The organism is uncultured Clostridium sp. (assembly GCF_947072515.1).
Lineage (GTDB): Bacteria > Bacillota > Clostridia > Clostridiales > Clostridiaceae > Clostridium.
Genome location: NZ_CAMTIG010000001.1, coordinates 22,183 through 42,894, shown reverse-complemented (window position 1 = coordinate 42,894; position 20,712 = coordinate 22,183). Strand labels below are relative to the sequence as shown.

19 protein-coding genes and 1 tRNA gene are annotated in these 20,712 nt (G+C 28.9%); 17 read left to right on the top strand and 3 right to left on the bottom strand.

Annotated features, from left to right (window positions below; genetic code table 11):
• Positions 1 to 86: 86 nt before the first annotated feature.
• The 3 genes from Q0W06_RS00200 (at position 87) to Q0W06_RS00190 (ending at position 1,872) form a co-directional block, all read left to right on the top strand.
• Positions 87 to 542 (top strand): N-acetylmuramoyl-L-alanine amidase, encoded by a 456-nt coding sequence (locus Q0W06_RS00200; RefSeq protein WP_297629684.1) that lies wholly within the window; start codon positions 87 to 89, stop codon positions 540 to 542.
• 79 nt (positions 543 to 621) lie between these two features.
• Positions 622 to 1,644: a pyruvate kinase gene (locus Q0W06_RS00195; protein ID WP_297629681.1), complete on the top strand. Its 1,023-nt coding sequence runs from the start codon at positions 622 to 624 to the stop codon at positions 1,642 to 1,644.
• 142 nt (positions 1,645 to 1,786) lie between these two features.
• A tRNA-Leu gene (locus Q0W06_RS00190) sits at positions 1,787 to 1,872 on the top strand.
• Between the two features lie 176 nt (positions 1,873 to 2,048).
• Here the strand turns inward: Q0W06_RS00190 and Q0W06_RS00185 are convergent.
• The gene (locus Q0W06_RS00185) at positions 2,049 to 3,032 is read right to left on the bottom strand and encodes a CPBP family intramembrane glutamic endopeptidase (RefSeq protein ID WP_297629678.1); all 984 of its coding nucleotides are present in this window, start codon (positions 3,030 to 3,032) and stop codon (positions 2,049 to 2,051) included.
• Positions 3,033 to 3,487: 455 nt separating this feature from the next.
• On the opposite strand from Q0W06_RS00185, the gene Q0W06_RS00180 reads away from it, so the two are divergent.
• The gene (locus Q0W06_RS00180) at positions 3,488 to 4,180 is read left to right on the top strand and encodes a hypothetical protein (RefSeq protein ID WP_297629675.1); all 693 of its coding nucleotides are present in this window, start codon (positions 3,488 to 3,490) and stop codon (positions 4,178 to 4,180) included.
• Between the two features lie 32 nt (positions 4,181 to 4,212).
• The gene (locus tag Q0W06_RS00175; RefSeq protein ID WP_297629673.1) at positions 4,213 to 5,214 is read left to right on the top strand and encodes a GGGtGRT protein; all 1,002 of its coding nucleotides are present in this window, start codon (positions 4,213 to 4,215) and stop codon (positions 5,212 to 5,214) included.
• A gap of 51 nt (positions 5,215 to 5,265) precedes the next feature.
• On the opposite strand, the gene Q0W06_RS00170 is transcribed toward Q0W06_RS00175, so the two are convergent.
• On the bottom strand, positions 5,266 to 7,029 hold the full coding sequence (locus Q0W06_RS00170; protein ID WP_297629671.1) for a M3 family oligoendopeptidase: 1,764 nt from the start codon (positions 7,027 to 7,029) through the stop codon (positions 5,266 to 5,268).
• A 143-nt stretch (positions 7,030 to 7,172) separates the two neighbouring features.
• Between Q0W06_RS00170 and Q0W06_RS00165 the strand changes: the two genes are divergently transcribed.
• From Q0W06_RS00165 to Q0W06_RS00145, 5 genes are all read left to right on the top strand, one after another.
• A complete protein-coding gene (locus tag Q0W06_RS00165) occupies positions 7,173 to 8,471 on the top strand; it encodes a hemolysin family protein (protein WP_297629668.1) in 1,299 nt (432 codons plus the stop codon).
• Between the two features lie 187 nt (positions 8,472 to 8,658).
• Complete coding sequence (locus Q0W06_RS00160) at positions 8,659 to 9,954, top strand: NCS2 family permease (protein WP_297630088.1); 1,296 nt, start codon at positions 8,659 to 8,661, stop codon at positions 9,952 to 9,954.
• Between the two features lie 255 nt (positions 9,955 to 10,209).
• Positions 10,210 to 11,646 carry an amino acid permease gene (locus Q0W06_RS00155; protein WP_297629666.1) on the top strand — a complete coding sequence of 479 codons (1,437 nt, stop codon included), beginning with the start codon at positions 10,210 to 10,212 and terminating at the stop codon, positions 11,644 to 11,646.
• Between the two features lie 169 nt (positions 11,647 to 11,815).
• Positions 11,816 to 12,103, top strand: coding sequence for a hypothetical protein (locus Q0W06_RS00150; RefSeq protein ID WP_297629663.1), 288 nt, complete (start codon positions 11,816 to 11,818; stop codon positions 12,101 to 12,103).
• Between the two features lie 57 nt (positions 12,104 to 12,160).
• Positions 12,161 to 13,027, top strand: a complete 867-nt coding sequence (locus Q0W06_RS00145) for a LysR family transcriptional regulator (RefSeq protein WP_297629660.1) — start codon at positions 12,161 to 12,163, stop codon at positions 13,025 to 13,027.
• Between the two features lie 119 nt (positions 13,028 to 13,146).
• Here the strand turns inward: Q0W06_RS00145 and Q0W06_RS00140 are convergent, their stop codons facing one another.
• The gene (locus Q0W06_RS00140) at positions 13,147 to 14,109 is read right to left on the bottom strand and encodes a TDT family transporter (protein ID WP_297629657.1); all 963 of its coding nucleotides are present in this window, start codon (positions 14,107 to 14,109) and stop codon (positions 13,147 to 13,149) included.
• A gap of 369 nt (positions 14,110 to 14,478) precedes the next feature.
• Here Q0W06_RS00140 and Q0W06_RS00135 point away from each other — a divergent pair, with 369 nt between their 5' ends.
• The 7 genes from Q0W06_RS00135 to modB are packed head-to-tail and all read left to right on the top strand — an operon-like array spanning position 14,479 to position 20,710.
• Positions 14,479 to 16,551 carry a molybdopterin oxidoreductase family protein gene (locus tag Q0W06_RS00135; RefSeq protein WP_297629655.1) on the top strand — a complete coding sequence of 691 codons (2,073 nt, stop codon included), beginning with the start codon at positions 14,479 to 14,481 and terminating at the stop codon, positions 16,549 to 16,551.
• A gap of 15 nt (positions 16,552 to 16,566) precedes the next feature.
• Positions 16,567 to 17,754 (top strand): molybdopterin molybdotransferase MoeA, encoded by a 1,188-nt coding sequence (locus Q0W06_RS00130; RefSeq protein WP_297629653.1) that lies wholly within the window; start codon positions 16,567 to 16,569, stop codon positions 17,752 to 17,754.
• A complete protein-coding gene (locus tag Q0W06_RS00125) occupies positions 17,751 to 18,323 on the top strand; it encodes a molybdenum cofactor guanylyltransferase (RefSeq protein ID WP_297629650.1) in 573 nt (190 codons plus the stop codon). The genes Q0W06_RS00130 and Q0W06_RS00125 overlap by 4 nt, the downstream gene beginning before the upstream one ends.
• The gene (gene mobB, locus Q0W06_RS00120) at positions 18,320 to 18,805 is read left to right on the top strand and encodes a molybdopterin-guanine dinucleotide biosynthesis protein B (RefSeq protein WP_297629648.1); all 486 of its coding nucleotides are present in this window, start codon (positions 18,320 to 18,322) and stop codon (positions 18,803 to 18,805) included. Before Q0W06_RS00125 ends, mobB begins: the two co-directional genes overlap by 4 nt.
• A 2-nt stretch (positions 18,806 to 18,807) precedes the next feature.
• Positions 18,808 to 19,299 (top strand): MogA/MoaB family molybdenum cofactor biosynthesis protein, encoded by a 492-nt coding sequence (locus Q0W06_RS00115; RefSeq protein WP_297629645.1) that lies wholly within the window; start codon positions 18,808 to 18,810, stop codon positions 19,297 to 19,299.
• Positions 19,284 to 20,057 carry a molybdate ABC transporter substrate-binding protein gene (gene modA, locus Q0W06_RS00110; RefSeq protein WP_297629642.1) on the top strand — a complete coding sequence of 258 codons (774 nt, stop codon included), beginning with the start codon at positions 19,284 to 19,286 and terminating at the stop codon, positions 20,055 to 20,057. Before Q0W06_RS00115 ends, modA begins: the two co-directional genes overlap by 16 nt.
• On the top strand, positions 20,054 to 20,710 hold the full coding sequence (modB, locus tag Q0W06_RS00105) for a molybdate ABC transporter permease subunit (RefSeq protein WP_297629639.1): 657 nt from the start codon (positions 20,054 to 20,056) through the stop codon (positions 20,708 to 20,710). Before modA ends, modB begins: the two co-directional genes overlap by 4 nt.
• Positions 20,711 to 20,712 lie beyond the last annotated feature (2 nt).

Below are 20,712 nucleotides of genomic sequence, written 5' to 3'. Positions count from 1 at the left end.
AAATAAATATTCCATAAAAGATAAAAGTAGAACTTTTTTATAGATATTGAATATATTATATTAAGCAAAATCCTGGAGGGATTGATTTGAAAATAGGACTAGATAGTACTAGAAGAGAATTTTCAAAAGGATTAGTTAGAAAACTAGAAGAGGAAAATCTATTTTTAGTAGATATGTATTTAGAAAAGAAACGAAACGAAGGATATGAAGTTTATAAAAAAGCAATGGATGCAAATAAATCAAGATTAGATTTATTTATAGGTGTATATTTAGATGAAAAAGAGTCACAAGAAGAGGAAGTAGCCATATTATATGATTGTAGCTTCATAGGTGAAAAATTTGCAAGTTATATTTATGATTGCTTAAGAGAGGAATATGGAAATGAAAAATTAAGCTTAAGATGTGGAACAGAATTCTATATTCTAAAAGAAATAAAATCACCGGCTTTTTTGATAAAAGGAAACTTGAGTGAAAAAACTAAGGAGATAGAAGAAAGCTTAGAAAAAATAATAAAGAATATTTTTAAGATGGAGATCAAGTGAAAGATATGGAAAATTCTCGGAAAGGCTGTCTATAGATAAAAAAGGCAGCCTAAAATATTTTTAATAGAGGTGAGACTGAATGAAAATAATAGCGACGATAGGTCCAAGCTGTAAAGATGGAAAGATAGTACAAGAGTTTATAGAAAATGGAGTGGATATTTTTAGATTTAACTTTTCACATGGAAGTTTAAAAGAATTTGATAGTTTTCAAAAGATAATTAGGGGAAAAGAAAATAATATACATATAATGGGAGACTTATCAGGAGGAAAGATAAGAGTTTCAGATAAATTACCATATATATATAAAATATATAATGGAGAAGAAGTATTTGTTTGTGGAGAAGATAAATATTTACATCCAACATATGTAGATAAGGATAAAAAAAAGATAATTCCATTAAATATAGAATCAAATAAATTTAAAAATAGTAAAGTAGAAAGCATTTCAATGAAGGATAATACTATGCAATTTAAAATAATTGGATATACTGAAGATGGAATAAGAGCTGTAGTGACAAAAGGCGGTATCATAAGGGAAGGAAAAGGTTGCAATATTATTGGAATAGATAGGGAAGCTGGAATTTTAAATGAAAAAGATAAAATAAATATTGATTGGTGTATAAAAAATAAAGTAGAAATAATATGTCAATCTTTTGTGGAGAATGTAGAGGATATTAAAATAATAAAAAAATATATAAAAGAAAATTCAATAAATTATAATCCGAAAATTTGGGCGAAAATAGAGACTCCTAAAGGAGTAAATAATAGTATGAGCATTTTGGAAAATGTTGATGGAGTTGTAATTGGAAGAGGGGATTTAGTACCTGAAGGAACTATAATAAAAGCACCAATTTATCAAGAGAGAATTATAAAAATTGCAAAAGAATCTAAAAAAAATGATATTATAGTTGGAACACATGTATTAAATAGTATGAGAGACGGAAAACGTCCAGAATTTTCAGAAGTTGATTCTATTTATAATATGATAAATAAAGATGTTACAGGTTTTTTATTATCAGGAGAAACATCTATTGGTAAAGCACCAGTTCAAACTGTTAAATTTTTAAAAGAATTAATTGAAAAATATAAAGAAAAGAAATAGGCACCTTTAATTAGGTGCTTATTTTTAAGTGTTGAAATTATAAAAATATAAATATATAGATATTTTTTTAGTTTTGCAAATAAAGAGAATTTTTTAGGTTGAAAAAAAGAAATATTTAGTATATACTTTTAAATATAGTTATGCTGGTTTGATGGAATGGCAGACATGGAAGACTCAAAATCTTTTGGTGGAGACATCGTGAGGGTTCAAGTCCCTCAATCAGCACCAAATAAAAAGAGCTATTCTTAATAGAATTAAATTCTATTAAGAATAGCTCTTTTTTTACGTATAGAAAAGTATATAAATTTATGTTCTACAAAAGCTTATAGTTAGGGGTTTTACTAAAGTTTTAAAGAGAAGCTATAAGTAAATCTTTTAAATCAATTAATTACAAATTTTAAATTTTAGGAAGAAACTTTTATCGTTGTATGAGAAGGAGACACCTTAAAAGAAGTTGATACAATACCAATAGTTCCAATTAAAGCAAATACTATAAAAGTAGAGAAAAGAATTATTGATAAGGGTTTAAAAATAGTTTTAGTTGAACCATTTCTTTTTCTATAAATATTTAAAGCTAAAAGAACTAAAACAGGGCCTAATAATAAATAAGTGAGTGATATTAGTAAGGAAAATTCAGCTTTAATAGAAGAATTAATTGAATTACTAGCTATAATAAAGCCAAGTAGAGTACTTGTAGTATTACATAATATATGCACTAAAATATCTCCAATTAAGGAATCAGTGTAAGCATACATAAGAGCTAAGATTATTCCTAAAAGTGCTGCAAAAACACCTTGTGATATGTTTCCATGAAGTATCCCAAATGATACAGAAGAAATTATAACAGCAGGCCAAAAAGGAATTCTTCGACGCAAATAATTAAATAGAACTCCTCTAAAAACTAATTCTTCTGTAATAGGAGCAATTAGTATTGTAGCTAAAATAGCAAGTGGAGAATGCATTTCAGAAAATAATGCATGAATCATTTGTATACTTTTATCATTTTTAGCGATGAGCTGAACAAAAAAACTACCCCATATTGAAGCGAGCATAAGGGAGCCCAAAGCTGCAGGTATTAATACTGCTAATTTATTTAATTTAAATGGTTTAATTTTTATATCATTTTGTAAACTCTTTTTAAAAATAAACTTTATTATTAATAGAATTACAATAAAAATAAAAATATCGCCAAAAAATGTTAATATTCCAGCTCTGTTTGCTATGGCTGGAGTGATAGGAGTTGGCTTTTGTAAAATATTTAGTTTGAATTTTAATATACCATACCCTAAAGGGAGTGCAGCTAAAAAGCCACCTATAAATTGGAGTACCCAAAATCCAAAAATACATAAAGCTGCAAAAACAAATCCTTTTATATAATGTTTAAACATGTTTTCTCCTTTCTTAAAATAAAACAATAAATAATTTATTTTAATAATCACGATTATTATCTAATATTAACAAGAAAAAGTTTCCTTTTATTGAATAATATGTTTACATAATATTAAATATTTTTAGATAGAATGGACTTTTTTTATTGGTATTATTATAATGAATTCAAAATTGAAAAATTAAAAAATATATAAATATGCTAAAAAGTATAAAATAATTATATAAATATTAAAAATCTATAAAAAATAGAGAGTTGGGTAAACCAAAAGAGTAAAAAAAATCTTGAAACAACAAAATATACTGAAAATTTTAAAAATAAGGTTGTTTGATTTAAAGACATTTGATAAAATGAGTGTAGGATAAAATTACCCGGTGGGGCAATTTTTGACCTAGATAGAAATATAGGTTTAAAATATAAACCTATTAATCTAATAATAGGGAGGAGAAAAAGAATATGATGTATTCAACAGAAGTTCAAGAAATGTGTGTAATCGCTAAAGGACCTAATCATGGGCCAGCACCAATTCCTGTAGAAGGAAAATGGGTTTTAGCAAAAGAAGTAAAAGATATATCAGGTTTAACTCATGGAGTGGGCTGGTGTGCACCTCAACAAGGAGCTTGTAAACTTACTCTAAATGTTAAAGATGGTATAATAGAGGAAGCATTAGTAGAAACAATAGGATGTTCAGGAATGACTCACTCAGCTGCTATGGCTTCAGAAATATTACCAGGAAAAACTATATTAGAAGCATTAAACACAGACTTAGTTTGTGATGCTATAAACACAGCAATGAGAGAATTATTCTTACAAATCGTATACGGAAGATCTCAAACTGCATTCTCAGAAGGAGGATTACCAATAGGAGCTGGTCTTGAAGACTTAGGAAAAGGATTAAGATCACAAGTTGGTACTATGTATGGAACTTTAGCTAAAGGACCAAGATACTTAGAGATGGCAGAAGGTTACGTAACTAAAATTGCTTTAGACGAAGACAATGAAATCATCGGATACAAGTTTGTACACTTAGGAAAAATGATGGAGTTTGTAGCTAAAGGAATGAGCGCTAACGAAGCTATGGAAAAAGCAGCAGGACAATACGGAAGAGTTGCTGATGCTGTTAGATTAGCAGATCCAAGACACGAATAATTTAAATTAAGATTGTAAGGAGGAATTTAATCATGGCATTATTTGAAAGTTATGAAAGAAGAATAGACCAAATCATACCTGTTCTTAATAAGTACGGGATGGACAAAATAGAAGATGCTAAAGCAATTTGTGATGAAGTAGGGATTGACCCATACACAATAGCTAAAGAAACTCAACCAATCGCATTTGAAAATGCTGGATGGGCTTATACTTTAGGTGCTGCTATAGCAATTAAAAAAGGATGCACAAAAGCTGCTGAAGCTGCTGAAGCAATCGGAGAAGGATTACAAGCATTTTGTATTCCAGGATCAGTTGCTGACGACAGAAAAGTTGGTTTAGGACACGGAAACTTAGGAGCTATGCTTTTAAGAGAAGAAACTAAATGTTTCGCATTCTTAGCAGGACACGAAAGTTTCGCTGCTGCTGAAGGAGCTATTAAAATAGCTGAAAAAGCAAACAAAGTAAGAAAAGAGCCATTAAGAGTAATCTTAAACGGATTAGGAAAAGATGCTGCTCAAATTATATCAAGAATCAATGGATTCACATATGTTCAAACTGACTTTGATTTTTATACTTCAGAATTAAAAGTAGTTAAAGAAAAAGCTTACTCAAATGGAGATAGAGCTAAAGTTAGATGTTACGGTGCTAACGATGTTAGAGAAGGTGTTGCTATAATGCACTCAGAAGGTGTTGACGTATCAATCACTGGTAACTCAACTAACCCAACAAGATTCCAACATCCAGTTGCTGGAACTTACAAAAAAGAATGTGTTAATGAAGGTAAAAGATACTTCTCAGTAGCATCAGGTGGTGGAACAGGAAGAACTCTTCACCCAGACAATATGGCAGCAGGTCCTGCTTCATATGGTATGACTGATACAATGGGAAGAATGCATTCAGATGCACAATTCGCAGGATCATCATCAGTTCCAGCTCACGTTGAAATGATGGGTCTTATCGGAATGGGTAACAACCCAATGGTAGGAGCTACTGTTGCTGTAGCTGTTGCTGTAGAAGAAGCAATGAGCAAATAATTTTATTTGTTATAATAAATCCCTTAGGAATTTTCCTAAGGGATTTTTTTATTATAAGTTTTTACTTAATTCTAAGAATTTTTCTATATCCTCTTCAATTGTTTTTAAAGAATTTCTCCAGAAATCTATTGAAGTTATATCTATATTCATAAGTTTTGTAATATCTGCAAGTTTCATTTTTCCTGTTACACTTAAAAGTTCATCGTAAGCTTTTACAAATTCATCGCCTCTTTTTAAGTATTCAGCATATAAACCTTTAGAGAATAAAAGTCCAAAAGCATATGGGAAGTTATAAAAGTTTGCTTCTGCATAATAATAATGAGGTTTACAAGCCCACATGTAAGGATGTAAAAATTCATTATCTAGACCATCACCATAAGTTTCTTTTTGTGCTTTTATCATTATTTCATTTAGTTCAGAAGCCGATATAGAAGCTTCTTCTCTTTTTTCAAAAACTTCTTTTTCAAATAAGAATCTACTCATAATGTCTACAATTATTTGAGCACAGTCTGAAATTTCAGTTTCTAATATAGCTAAAGCATCTTTAGGAGATGCATTTTTAACAGCAGCTTTCTTTACTATAGTTTCACAGAATGTAGATGCTGTTTCTGCAATAGGCATTGGATAATCAGAATTGATTGAAGTTTGAGTTAAAAGACAATCACCATGATATCCATGACCTAATTCGTGAGCTAAAGTTATAACATCACTTAAAGTTTCTCCAAAGTTTAACATGATACGGCTTTCACCAATCATATGAAGATTTTCACAGAAAGCACCACCAACTTTTCCTTCTTTAGGATATACATCAACCCAATTATTTTCTATAGCAGTTTTTGCAAAGTTTCCAAGTTTATCAGAGAATGAAGAAAAGTTTTCAATTATAAAAGCTTTTGCTTCTTCAAAAGTGAATTTTTGATCTGAATCAACAATAGGAGCAAAAAGATTATAGAAAGGTAAGCCATTTTTATTTCCTAATATTTCTGCTTTTCTTTGGAAATACTTTCTAAAAACAGGATAGCTTTCTTTCATAGCATCTAGCATAGCGTTTAAAGAATCCATATCTAATCTAGAATTTACTACTGTTTCTTCAAGTGGAGTTTTATAACCTCTTAACTTAGAAACAGTTATTACTTCACCTTTAACACCGTTTAAGCAAGCCGCTACAGAATTTTCGATTTTCTTATAACCTTCAAGTTCAGCTTCATAAGCAGCTTTTCTAACCTTTTCACTTGAGTCAAAAGCCATATTTCTTATAACACTTAGAGGTAGAGATTTTCCATCATAATCTATAAGAAGAGATGAAGTTTCTAAATCTTTAAGTTTTGTCCAAGCAGAAGAACCAGAACCTTTCATTTGAGCAATTAATAATTCTTCTTTATCACTTAAAAGATGTGTACTTTGTTCTTTTACTTCATTTAAGTGGAATTCATGTTGTTTTAATAAATCAGAAGAAGAAATCAATTCAGATAAGTTCTTTATACTTCCAATCCATTTATAAAGTTTAGCTTCAGAATCAGCAATAGATGCTAATTTTTGTTCTAAGATTTCTATAGTTTTAAGTCCAACAGAATCTTTAGTGTTAACGCTAATAACTAAGTTTGAGTACATAATTAACTTGTTTCCAAGTTCTTTAAACTCGTTAGTTAATACGATATAGTTTTCAAGACTTTCTTTTGTATTGGGATTAGAGATTAAAGCATCTACAAAATCCTTATATTCATTGATTTTTTTATCAAATAAATTTAAATCAGCCTTAAACTCTTTTGAATCAAATCCAGTATAAAGCTCATTTAAACTCCAGTTTCCATTCATATAGAAACACCTCCTAAAATTTTTGAAATTTAAGATAATTATATCATTAATAACTATCTTAAGTATTAGAGAATTGTGAAGTTTAAATAAATACTATATTGAACATACTAAAATTATATTTAAAGAATTAAAGGAGAGAAAATATGGATATTCTTAATATAATGCCAGAATTAATTTTAATTTTGATTTTAACATGCGTTAATGCATTTTTTTCAGCAGCAGAAATGGCTATAGTATCAGTAAATAAAACTAAAATAAGAATACTAAGTGAAAATGGAGATAAAAAAGCAAAGCTTTTAGAAAAATTAATGCTTGAACCAAGTAATTTTTTCGCAACAATTCAAGTGGGAATAACTCTTGCAAGCTTCTTTTCTAGTGCATCAGCAGCAACAGGTGTATCTAGTGCTATAGGAAATTCTTTAGCAAAATATGATATACCATATGTGCACCAAATTTCTTTAATAGGAGTGACTGTAGTTTTATCATATATAACTTTAGTTTTTGGAGAATTAGTACCAAAAAGAATTGCATTAAAGAAAGCAGAAAAAACAGCAATGGCAACTGTAAGAGTAATTTATATAGTATCAGTTATAGCAAAGCCATTTATAAAAATACTTTCCTTTTCAACTGCTTTTGTTTTAAAGATAACTGGAAATAATCAAACAGGAATAGAAGACAGAGTTTCAGAAGAAGAGATTAGGGCAATGCTCTCTGAGGGAGAAGAATATGGAACAATAAAAGAAGAAGAAAGAGATATGATTGATAATGTATTTGAATTTAATGATAGAATGGCAAAGGAGATTATGACATCTAGAAAAGATGCATCTATGATAGATATAGATGAACCTACAGAAAGTTATTTAGATCAAATTTTGAATCTTCAATATTCACGAATACCTGTTTATGAAGGAGAGATAGATAATATTATAGGAATACTTTATTTAAAAGATATGTTAGTAGAAGCAAAGAGGGCTGGATTTGATAATATGGATATCAGAGGAATTCTACAAGAACCAAAATTTTTCCCGGAAACTAAAAGAACAAATGAACTTTTTAAAGATTTAAAAAAGACAAGAACACATATGGCAATTTTAATAGATGAATATGGTGGAGTGTCAGGAATAGCAACTATGGAAGATTTAATTGAAGAAATAATGGGAGAAATAGAAGACGAGTATGACTTAGAGGAACCTGTAGTAAAAACAATAGATGCAAATCATTATCTATTGAAAGGAACGCTAACTATTAATGAATTTAATGAAAGATTTAATTTAAACTTAATAGAAGGAGATTATGATACTATAAATGGTTATATAGTAACTATTCTTGGGGAAGTACCAGAGGATGATAGAGAAATAGTTATAGAGAAGGATGAATACATACTAGAGGCAATAGAAATTAAAGATAGGCGAATAGAAAAAATAAAGTTGACACTTAAATAAATACGGATATTCTAAGAAGAAAATGAAATATAAATATGTTTTATTTAATTGAATATGAATATTATTAAGAAAATAACGAAAAATATTCGCAGAAATGTAGAAAAAAGACGAAAAATATTATATTATAGTTAAGTAATAAATTTGAAAGAGTGATAAGATGAAAAAGATTTTTAGAAAAAATGGTATGTTGGATAATTACTTTGAAATAAGTAAAAGCGGTTCTAGTACAAAAACAGAAGTTTTAGCTGGAGTAACAACATTTATGACAATGGCATACATCTTAATTGTAAACCCAGCAATTCTTTCAGCAGCTGGAATGAATAGTGGAGCAGTCTTTACATCTACAGCAATAGCTGCAGTTGTAGCAACGTTAATTATGGGGATATATGCAAAACTACCTTTTGCACAAGCACCGGGGATGGGCTTGAATGCATTTTTTGCTTATACGATAGTTCTTCAAATGGGATATTCGTATGAGTTTGCTCTTACAGCAGTTTTTTTAGAAGGAATTATATTTATTCTTTTAACATTATTTAATGTAAGAGAAGCTATAGTAAACTCAATACCTAATTGTATAAAAAATGGAATATCAGTAGGTATTGGGCTTTTTATAGCATTAGTAGGACTTGAGGGAGCTGGAATTGTAATACATCCTAAGGATGGAGGTACTATATTATCTCTTGGAAATGTTATGAAAGGACCAGCATTATTGGCGATTATTGGACTTTTAATAACAGGAATATTATTAGCTAGAAAAATGAAGGGTGCATTGTTTATAGGAATGATTATAACTGCAATAATAGGAATTCCTTTAGGAATAACTAAAGTTCCTACAGCTATAGTTAGTGCACCACCATCTATAGCACATAGTCTTTTTAATTTTCAATGGCATGATATACTTTCATGGAATATGGTAATTGTTTTATTTACATTATTATTTATGGATTTATTTGATACTATTGGTACTTTAGTGGGAGTGGCAACTAAAGCAAAAATGTTAGATGAAAATGGAAATGTGCCAAACATAAAAAAAGCATTATTATCTGATGCCATAGGAACTACTTTTGGAGCTTGCATAGGGACAAGTACAGTAAGTACATTTGTTGAAAGTGCTTCAGGAGTTGCAGAAGGGGGAAGAACAGGTTTAACTGCAGTTACTACAGCAGTCATGTTTATAATAGCTTTATTTTTCTTTCCTATATTTGGTGTTATAACTTCTGCGGTTACAGCATCGACATTAATACTAGTAGGATTATTTATGATAGAACCTATAAAGGAAATTCAATTAGATGATTTTACTGAATCTATTCCAGCTTTTTTAACTATAATAATGATGCCATTTTCTTATAGTATTTCAGATGGAATAATATTTGGAATAATATCATATATAGTTTTAAAAGTAACAACAGGAAAAGTAAAACAGGTTTCATTGACTACAGTAGTAATAGGAGTAATCTTTATATTAAAATTTTTTATAACATAAAAGTTTAGACATAGAAACTTTCAAAAAAGTTCTATGTCTTTTTTTATCTTCTTGTTAATTTAAAATTAAAAAAATTTGATATAATGACAAAGAAAAGAGATGAAAATTAATTTTAACCAGTTAAAAAGATAAAAAACTTCAAATTAGTAAAAAAAAATTATTTTTATTAACAAAATGTTGTCGTTTTATGTAAAAATTGATACAATGAATATATTAATAAATTTGTAATAAAGCAAAGGAAAGTGAGAAGAAAATATGATAGATAATGAAGAAAAGAAATTAAGGTGGTATAATCTTGCATTTATGGCCTTCGTAATGGTTTTTGGATTTGGAAATGTTGTTAATAACTTTGCAAACCAAGGATTAGAAGTTATAGCATCTTGGATTTTAATAATTGCATTGTATTTTATACCATATGCATTAATGGTAGGAGAATTAGGATCAGTATTTAAAGACAGTAAAGGTGGAGTAAGTAGTTGGATCGGTAATACAATGGGAAAAAAACTTGCTTACTTTGCAGGATGGACATACTGGGTTGTACATATACCTTATTTAGCACAAAAACCACAATATGTATTAGTAGCATTAGGTTGGGTATTTAAAGGTGATGGAACTTTCTATAGTAGTATGAATCCTTTAGTTGCACAACTTATTTCACTAGCAATATTCTTATTTTTCTTATGGATTGCATCAAGAGGAATGAACTCATTAAAGAAAATAGGAACTATAGCAGGGACTGCTACATTTATTATGGGAATATTATATATATTATTAATGATTGGAGCTCCATTTATAAGAGGAGTACACGTAGCTACAACAGATATTTCTGTACATAGTATAATGCCAAACTTTAATTTTACTTATTTAACTACTATTTCTATGTTAGTATTTGCAGTTGGAGGAGCAGAAAAAATTTCTCCATATGTAAATAATACGAAGAATCCATCAAAAGAATTCCCAAGAGGAATGATTGTATTAGCTATAATGGTTGGTGTAACAGCAATTTTAGGCTCTGTAGCAATGGGAATGATGTTTGATGCTAATAATATTCCATCAGATTTAATGATGAATGGACAATATTTAGCATTCCAAAAGTTAGGTGAATTTTATGGAGTAGGTAATGTTTTAATGATTATATATGCTATAGCAAATGTTTTAGCACAAGTATCAGCATTGATTTTCTCTATAGATGCACCGCTTAAAGTGTTACTAGCAGATACAGATGACGAGTTTGTACCAAAAGCATTAACTGTAACAAATGAGCATGGAGCACCTATTAAAGGATACTTAATGACTGCGGTGCTAGTTGGAATATTGATTGTAGTTCCAGCACTTGGAATCGGAAATATGAATGAATTATTTACTTGGTTACTAAGACTTAATGCAGTAGTAATGCCATTAAGGTATCTATGGGTATTCTTAGCTTATATGGCAATTAAAAAGGCTACATCAAAATATGATTCAAAATACAAGTTCATTAAAAATCATACTGTTGGTTTTATAATTGGTGCATGGTGTTTTGTATTTACAGCATTTGCATGTATTTTTGGAATGGTACCACAAGGAGTAACTACTTATTCAAGTAGCTGGTGGTTCCAACTTCTATTAAATGTAGCAACACCATTTATATTAGTAGGACTTGGATTTATTTTACCGAAGATAGCGAGAAAGAAAAAACAACAAATGGCATAGATTAAAGAGACAAGGGAAACCTTGTCTTTTTTATTGACAAAAAGAATAAAGAGGTATAGAATAACTTAAAAGATAGTTAAGATAAATCTTTTTAAAATAGTAACTTCTATTAACATATTTTTTATTGTATAATAGAAAGTATAAATTACATAAATAAAGGAATGAGAGTATGAATAAATATAGAGGGATTTTATATACACTAATTACAATATTAATATTAATTATAATTGCAAAATTTATAATCACAGCACTTCCATATGTAATTTTAGCTATATTAATCATATGGGCAGTAGTTAAGATTAGAAAAAAAATATCAAAACCTAAAGAGACGGAAGAAAATCATTATAATAATATAAATTATAGTAAGACTAATGATACTTATGAAGAGCAAGTAGAAGATGATTTTGATACTTCAGGAGCAATTGATGTTGATTATGAAGATGTAAAGGATAAATAAAGGGTGTTGCAAAATGCAATGCCTTATTTTTAATTAATGTAAAGGGAGTGATCTAGGATGAATTTTAGAAAGCTTAGGATTTTTTATGAAACAGCTATGGAACTTAATATGACTAAAGTAGGACGTAAACTATATATAAGTCAGCCTTCTGTAAGCCAAGCAATTCAAGAATTAGAAATGGAATTAGAAGTAAAATTATTTGATAGAATTGGGAAAAGAATAAAGCTAACTAATGAAGGGGAAGTATATTTAAATTATGTAAGAAGAATCCTTAACTTATACGAAGAGGGTGTTGATAAAATTAGGAGTATAAAAGAAAGTCGTAGTGGTGAAATAAAAATAGGTGCTAGTACAACTATAGGTATTTATGTACTTCCAACTATTATTAAAAAATTTAATAATAAATATAGAGATATAAAGATATCTTTAATTATAGATAATACAGAAAATATAGAAAATCTTATATTAAAAAATGAAATTGATTTTGCTTTTGTAGAAGGAAGTATAAGATCTGATGAAATAAATGTTGAAAAGTTTTGGGATGATAATCTAGTTTTTATAGGTGAAAATTCAAGAGGTAAATTGGATGAAATAGAAGGAAATCGAGTTTCGCTTATTATGAGGGAACCAGGAAGTGGAACTAGAGAAATTATAGAAAATACTTTTATTAAAAAAAATTTAGAAATAGATGTAGTAATGGAGCTTGGAAGCACAGAAGCGATAAAAAGAAGCGTAGAAAGTGGGATGGGGATAGGATGTGTATCTGAGAGATGCATAAAGAGAGAACTGAAATATGGGGTTTTAAAGAAATTAAATATTAAAAATATAGAAATTCATAGGGAATTATTATTTATATGTCATAGAGATAAATTTATAAATAATAATATGAATGTATTTATTAAAGAAGCTAAATTATTCCACTAATTTAGCTTCTTTAATTTGTTGGAGTGAATTAATAGAAAAAGAAAGCAGAAGTTATATATTCTGCTTTCTTTTTTATTGTGTATATATATTAATATTTGAGCAAATTGTAAAGGTTGCTCTTATTTTGTAAACTTGAATTTTGGTATATTGAAGAAATAATTAAATATGAAATTAAATAGAATAAATCCTATTATAGCTGTAGTCATAAAAAATTCTATTCCGCAAATCCATTTAACTATCTCGGCATAGTTATGGAATCCAAACTTAGTTAAATAACCATATACTTTTACAGAAGCAACTAAAGCAATTGCAAGTGGGAAGGTATATCCCGCAAAAGCTGGGCTGAATTTTAATGACATAACTCTTGGTAAGTTTAAGTAATCAAAAATTACAGCAGCTACTGATAAAGCAAAGAAGAAACTAACTAAATATACATTTGGATGTGGATATAAAGTTACATAACTTATAGTACAAAGTGATCCTGGAGCAGCAAAAATTCCTATTAAAGGATATTGATGATCAGGAACTTCTACAGTTTTTAGTCTATATATAACTACTGGTAATGAAGTTAATACAGCCATAACTATAAAGTAAAATATTGGTTTAACAAGTGCTTTGGCATGCATTGGTTCACTTGTTACACATGATACAGAAATACCTGCTAAAAGAACATACCAACAAGGTAAAACTGTAGTAATATCAAATTTTATAATAACGTGTCTTATTAAAAAGAATACTACATAAAATACATTTAATAATAAAGCAAAAAGCCAAATTCCATGACCAATTGAATAATTGAATTTTGCAAAATAAACACCAATATTCATTAAAAGCATTGTAGTAGTTGGATATAATGCCATAAAAATAGTATTATTCATTTCTCCCCAAACAACTTTTGGGTACATGATCAATTTTAGTATATAAATAAGTAAAGCAACAGAGCCTACGTAAATGAAAATATCTAAAATCATAGGATACCCATGACTAGAAAAGACATTTGCTAAAGTAGCAGCTCCAAGACAAGTTCCTATAAAGCCTATAGGATAATCTTTTAGTTTTGTTTTTAAAAATCCGTTTTCCAAAAAAATCACCTCAAAAATAATTTAAAGAATATTTACTAAGTAAAGAATACATAATGAAAATATAAAACCGCATATAGCTAAAACTTTTACGGTGGTGCTAGCTTTAGGTCTTTGGTTAATATTACTCAAAAAAAACACGCCCTTTCAATAAAGTGTGATTATAATCACAACTAAATTAACAATCTGTGATTATTATCATATTTGTTATAATTATAACAATTAAAACATGCAATAAATGTGACTTTTATCACAATTAATAATATTTTGTTCAAAAAGGCAGAAAAAAATGTGATTTTTATCACATTTCATAGGATATAATGGTAGTAAGATTAAATTAACATTAATGGATAAACAAAGGAGATGAAGATTATGGAAATAAAACAATCAGCTTGCAATTATTGCGCTACAGGATGTAACTTAAGCTTCACATTAGAAAACGATAAGATTACCTTAATCAGAGGTGCTAAGGAATATCCGGTAAATTCAGGAACAGCATGTATAAAGGGATTAAACTTAGATAAACAATGCACAGAGTATGGTAAGCAAAGACTTCCATTATTAAGAAATGAAAAAGGTGAAATGGAAGAAATAGGATGGGAAGATGCCTTTAGAATATTTGTAGAAAAAATGGATGAAACTAGAGGTAAATATGGAGATAAAAGCGTAGCATATATAAGTACAGGGCAAATACCTATAGAAGAAATGGCATTATTGGGATTAATAGGTAGAGGGTTTATGCAAATGCATGGAGATGGTAATACTAGACTTTGTATGTCTAGTTCAGTAGTTGCATATAAACAAGCATTTGGATTTGATGCACCATCATATACATTAAGGGATTTAGAACTTTCTGATACAATGATATTTATTGGTGCAAATCCAGCAGTAGCACATCCAGTATTATGGGGAAGAATAAGAAAAAATAAAGCCGCTAAAAAAATAGCTATTGATCCTAGAAAATCAGAAACAGTAAAGGGTGTAGATGAATGGTATGATATAAAACCAAAATCAGATTTAATTCTTTTATATACACTGGCAAATATCCTTATAGAAAACGATTGGATAGATAAAGAATATATAGAAAAACATACAGAAGATTTTGAAGGATTTAAAAATCATGTAAAAAAATATACATTAGAAGATGTTGAAGAAAAAACAGGAATGACTAAAGAAAGAGTAGTAGCTTTAGCAGAAACTATTCATAATGGGAAAAAAGTTTCTATTTGGTGGACGATGGGAGTAAATCAAGGATATGAAGCTGTTAGAACAGCACAAGCTATAATAAATATTTGTGTAATGACAGGAAATATAGGAAGAGAAGGAACAGGTCCAAATTCATTAACAGGACAATGTAATGCGATGGGGTCGCGTTTATATAGCAATACAACTTGTCTTTATGCTGGTAGAGACTATGGAAATGAAAATGATAGAAAAGTTGTACGTGAGATATTAGGAGTAGATGATGAAGATATTCCAAAGGCGCCAACACTTCCATATCCAGAAATAGTAAAAGGAGCTTTAAATGGAGAAATTAAAGCCTTATGGATAGTTGCTACAAATCCAATGGATTCATGGATTGATAACAAGGAGTTTAAAAAAGTAGTAGATAATTTAGATTTTTTAGTAGTTCAAGATTTATATAGTGATACAGATACTGCAAAAGTGGCAGACTTGTTTTTACCAGCAATTCCAGCAATTAAAAAAGAGGGTGTATTAATAAATACTGAAAGAAGATTATCAGCATTAGTACCTTTAATAAGTAAAAAAGAAAATGAACTAACTGATTATGAAATATTTTTAGGTATAGGAAAAGCTTTAGGAAGAGAAAAAGAGTTGGAAAAATGGAAAACACCAAAAGATGCATTTGAACTATTAAAGGAATGCTCTAAAGATATGCCTTGTGATATTACTGGAGTAACTTATGAAATGTTAAGAGAAAGTAAGGGAGTACAATGGCCATTTAAAAAAGGTGAAGAATTAATAGATGATGAAAGAAGACTTTTTGAAGATGGAGTATATTATAGACCTAATGGAAAAGTAAAGTTTATGTATGAAGATGTAATGGAAAATACTTTAAAAGAGACTAATGAGTATCCATATATGTTGAATACAGGTAGAGGATCAGTTGGTCAATGGCATACACAAACTAGAACTAGAGAAATTCCAATGGTTAAAAAAATGGTTTCAGAGGAGGCATATATTGAAATAAGTAATATTTTGGCAAGTGATTTAGGAATAGTAAATGATGAAATAATTCAGGTATCATCACCAAATGGTAATAAAGTAAATATAAAAGCAAAAATAAACCCTCAATTAAAAAGGGATCAATTATTTGCACCAATGCATTATTTTGCAACTAATCAATTAACAGAAGAGATATTTGATGCATATTCTAGAGAACCATCTTATAAATTTGCTACAATTAATATAAAGAAAATATAAATAAGGAGATTTTTTATGATAGATTTAGAGAAAGCAAAAGAAATAATATTAGAAAATATAGAAGAAAAAAGTTTTGAAGAAGTTAGCTTATATGATGGATTAAATAGAGTTTTATATGAAGATGTACACTCTAAAATAAATAATCCACCATTCTCTAAATCTCCTTTAGATGGGTATGCTTTAAAAGGAGAAGAATTAGAGAGGTTAGAAAATTATAAAGAGTTCCAGGTTATAGATAAAATTTTTGCAGGTGAGGTATCTCGAAAAATCGTAGGGAAAGGTCAATGTATAAGAATTATGACTGGGGCAAAAATACCAGTAGGTTGCAATTGTGTAGTAAGACAAGAAGATACTGAAGAGATAGAAGGAAAAGTTAGAGTTTTTAAAGAACATAAGGCTTTTGATAACTATATTTATGAAGGAGAAGACTTTAAAAAAGGTGATAAAATAGTAAGTAAAGGCAAAAAGATAACTGCATCTGAAGTAATGGCAATTGCATCTTTAGGTATAGATAAAATAAAAGTATATAAAAAACCTTATATAGGATTAATTAATACAGGTGATGAAATTCAAAATCCAGGTGAAGAATTAAAAGATGGAAAGGTGTATAATTGTAACGGAGGATTTCTTTTATCAAGAATAAAAGAATTAAATTTGAATGGTGAGTTATACTCAAGTCTTTTAGATAATGAGGAAAGTTTAAAGAATGGAATTACCCAGTTAGAGGAAAGATCAGATATTATAATTTCAACTGGAGGAGTTTCGGTTGGAGAAAAAGATATTGTACAAAAAGTAGTAAAAGACTTAGGTTATGAAATTTTATTTTGGAAAGTAGATATAAAACCAGGATCACCACTTTTTGTTGGAAGAAAAAATGGAAAGTTGTATATAGGACTATCAGGAACACCAGTTGCAAGTGCTACGACTTTCGAACTTTTGTGTAGGGACGGATTATTAAAGATGATAAATTGCACAGAAGATATGATAAGGAAAGAAAAAGGAATATTAAAAGATAGTTTTATGAAAAAAGGAAAAAAGAGAAGATTTTTAAGGGCCTTTAAAGATAACAATGGAGATGTATATATTGATAATGTATATCAAAGCCCAGGGCAGGTTCATACTATGCTAAATAGTAACTGTTTATTAGAAATCGGAAAAAATGAAATATTAGAAGAAGGAAAAGAGGTCTTTGTTTTAAGATGATGAAATGTTCAGCTATAATTTTAGCAGGTGGAAAAAGTAGTAGAATGAATTATTCTCCAAAGGCACTATTAGAGTATGAAGAAGAATTTTTTATAGATAGAGAAATAAAAGCATTAAATAATTTTGATGAAATTTTAATATCATGTAATGATAGTAGAATAATTGAAAAAGTTAAAGGATTTACTATTATAGAAGATGAGATAAAGGATATTGGGCCTATTGGTGGAATATATTCTGCGTTGAAAAAAATAAAAAATGAAAAGGGAATAATAGTATCTTGTGATATGCCATTTTTGAATAAAGAAATTTTAGAGATGCTTGGAAAAATAGAATTTGAAGAAGATTGCTTAATTCCTACATTAAATGGAAGATTAGAACCTTTTTGTGGGATATATAAAAAAGAAATAATAGAAAAAATTTATGAAAGTATTAAAGAAAAAGAATATTCATTACGAGGTATGTTCAAAAAACTAAATATTAAAAAAATAGAAATAAAGGATGAAAACAACTTTACAAATATAAATACTGTTGAAGAATATGATAAGTTAGTATTAGGGAATAAATTATGAGTAGAATAATAAATGTTGTTGGAGAATGTTCAAATGTTGGTAAAACAACAGTTGTTGTGGGGATAATAAAGGAATTAAAAAAAAGAGGATTTAAAGTAGGCACAATAAAACATCATAGTCATACTTTAGAATTAGATAAAAAGGGAAAAGATACATATAAGCATAGAGAAGCTGGGGCAGAGGAAATTTGTATAACTTCTATTGGAAGAACCTATATGATGATAGAAAAAGAGCTCGATTTAGATGAAGCTATAAATCTTTTTTCAGAAAAAGATTTTATAATAGTTGAAGGTTATAAAAAAAGTAATTTAAATAAGATTGAAGTTTTTAATTCAAGATTAAGTACTAAAATTATAACACCTGTAGAAAGATTAATATGTGTAGCTTCAGACACAGAGATTGATATAGATAATGTAGAAGTGGTAGATAGAAATGATTATGAGAGACTTGTAGATTTAATATTAAAATTTAAGGAGGAATAATCATGTACACATTAGGAATAATTACAAGTAGTGATTCAGGATATGCAGGGAAAAGAGAGGATTTAAGTGGAAAAGTCATTGAAGAAATAGGGAAAGAAAATGATTTTGAAGTGAAAAAATATATAATGCTACCAGATGATAAAGAAATGCTAAAAGAAGAGATGATAAATATGGCAGATAACTTAAAGGTAGAGTTAATATTGACTACGGGTGGTACAGGATTTAGCCAAAGGGATATAATGCCAGAGGCAACGAAAGAAGTTATAGAAAGAGAAGCACTAGGAATTCCAGAAGCAGTGAGAGCATATAGTCTAACACTAACTAAGCGAGCAATGCTTTCAAGGGCAACAGCAGGAATAAGAGGCGAAACTTTAATTGTAAATATGCCAGGTAGTCCGAAGGCCTGTAGAGAGATTATGGAATATTTAATAAATGAATTGAAACATGGAATTGATATAATGAAGGGGAGAACAGGTGAATGCGCAAGAAAGTAAAATTTCTTGTTCCAATGATAGCTTGTATAGGGGTAATAATAGGCTTAGTTGGATGTGACAAGAAGGGGAATAATAATGAAGAAAAAGAAATTGTAGTATCTATTGCAGCTAGTTTAAAGGAGCCAATGGATATTATAGGAGCTAACTTTACAAAAAAAACAGGAATAAATATAAAATTAAATGCTGGTAGTTCGGGGACACTAGAAAAACAAATCCAAAACGGAGCAGATGTGGATATGTTTTTTTCTGCTAGTAAAACTTATTCAGATCAACTTTTAAATAAAGGATATATTTACAATAATAAAGTAGAAGATATCTTATTAAACTCTTTAGTAGTAATAGGGGATAAGAATATAGAAGATTTAAAAGAATTAGTAAATGTTGAAGGAAAAATAGCTATAGGAGAGCCGAGCACTGTTCCAGCTGGAGCTTATGCAAAAGAAAGTTTAGAATATTATAAGATTTATAGTGCACTTAAAGAAAAACTTGTTTATGGAAAAAGTGTAACGAATGTAAAAGAGTATGTAGAAAGCGGTAATGCAGAATATGGATTTGTTTATAAAACAGATGCAATAAACTTAAAGGACTCAAAGGTAGTTTATAACGTAAATGACGATTCCCACGAAAAAATTCAATATACAGTTGCTGTTTTAAAAGATAGTAAAAATATAAAAGAAACAGAAGAGTTCCTTAATTATTTAAATAGTGATGAAGCTATGAAGGTATTTGAGGAGTATGGATTTGCTAAAAATAAATGATAGGGAATGCATTTTTTATATCTTTTAAAGTTGTAATAATTTCATTATTTATTACACTTTTATTGGGTATAATATTAAATTATATATTAGTTCAAAAGAAAATTAGGGGGAAAAGTTTTATAGAAACATTGATATTACTACCAATGTTTCTGCCACCATCTGCAGTGGGATATTTAATTTTATTAAGTCTTGGAAAAAGAGGGGTAATTGGAAAGTTTTTATATGAAAATTTAAATATTTCTATTATATTTACGATGGTAGGAGCAATTATAGTAGGAATAGTAGTATCTATTCCTATAATGTATGGAAGTATAAAAACGAGCCTTTTAAGCGTACCAGAGGAATTGAAAATGGTTGCGATAGAAATGGGAGCAAATGAAAGATTAGTATATAGAAAAATCAGCCTTCCACTAGCAAGAAAGGGAATAATAACAGGAACTGTTTTATCTATAGCTAGAATATTTGGAGAATTTGGAGCAACAATATTGGTTGCAGGAAATATTCCAGGAGAAACGCAAACTGTTCCAATGGCGTTGTATTACGCAATAGAAAATAGTGATAGTGGAATTGCCACAACTATTTTAATAGTAATAGTTTGTATTTCGATAGCTTTAACTTTAAGTTACAATTTTATACTTAGAAAAATGAAGTGAGG

Bases quoted from the DNA above. Each gene is read 5' to 3' on its own strand.
- Q0W06_RS00195 (WP_297629681.1), top strand. From the start codon at position 622: ATGAAAATAATAGCGACGATAGGTCCAAGCTGTAAAGATGGAAAGATA.
- Q0W06_RS00185 (WP_297629678.1), bottom strand. From the start codon at position 3,032: ATGTTTAAACATTATATAAAAGGATTTGTTTTTGCAGCTTTATGTATT.
- Q0W06_RS00180 (WP_297629675.1), top strand. From the start codon at position 3,488: ATGATGTATTCAACAGAAGTTCAAGAAATGTGTGTAATCGCTAAAGGA.
- Q0W06_RS00175 (WP_297629673.1), top strand. From the start codon at position 4,213: ATGGCATTATTTGAAAGTTATGAAAGAAGAATAGACCAAATCATACCT.
- Q0W06_RS00170 (WP_297629671.1), bottom strand. From the start codon at position 7,029: ATGAATGGAAACTGGAGTTTAAATGAGCTTTATACTGGATTTGATTCA.
- Q0W06_RS00165 (WP_297629668.1), top strand. From the start codon at position 7,173: ATGGATATTCTTAATATAATGCCAGAATTAATTTTAATTTTGATTTTA.
- Q0W06_RS00155 (WP_297629666.1), top strand. From the start codon at position 10,210: ATGATAGATAATGAAGAAAAGAAATTAAGGTGGTATAATCTTGCATTT.
- Q0W06_RS00150 (WP_297629663.1), top strand. From the start codon at position 11,816: ATGAATAAATATAGAGGGATTTTATATACACTAATTACAATATTAATA.
- Q0W06_RS00145 (WP_297629660.1), top strand. From the start codon at position 12,161: ATGAATTTTAGAAAGCTTAGGATTTTTTATGAAACAGCTATGGAACTT.
- Q0W06_RS00135 (WP_297629655.1), top strand. From the start codon at position 14,479: ATGGAAATAAAACAATCAGCTTGCAATTATTGCGCTACAGGATGTAAC.
- Q0W06_RS00130 (WP_297629653.1), top strand. From the start codon at position 16,567: ATGATAGATTTAGAGAAAGCAAAAGAAATAATATTAGAAAATATAGAA.
- Q0W06_RS00125 (WP_297629650.1), top strand. From the start codon at position 17,751: ATGATGAAATGTTCAGCTATAATTTTAGCAGGTGGAAAAAGTAGTAGA.
- mobB (WP_297629648.1), top strand. From the start codon at position 18,320: ATGAGTAGAATAATAAATGTTGTTGGAGAATGTTCAAATGTTGGTAAA.
- Q0W06_RS00115 (WP_297629645.1), top strand. From the start codon at position 18,808: ATGTACACATTAGGAATAATTACAAGTAGTGATTCAGGATATGCAGGG.
- modA (WP_297629642.1), top strand. From the start codon at position 19,284: ATGCGCAAGAAAGTAAAATTTCTTGTTCCAATGATAGCTTGTATAGGG.
- modB (WP_297629639.1), top strand. From the start codon at position 20,054: ATGATAGGGAATGCATTTTTTATATCTTTTAAAGTTGTAATAATTTCA.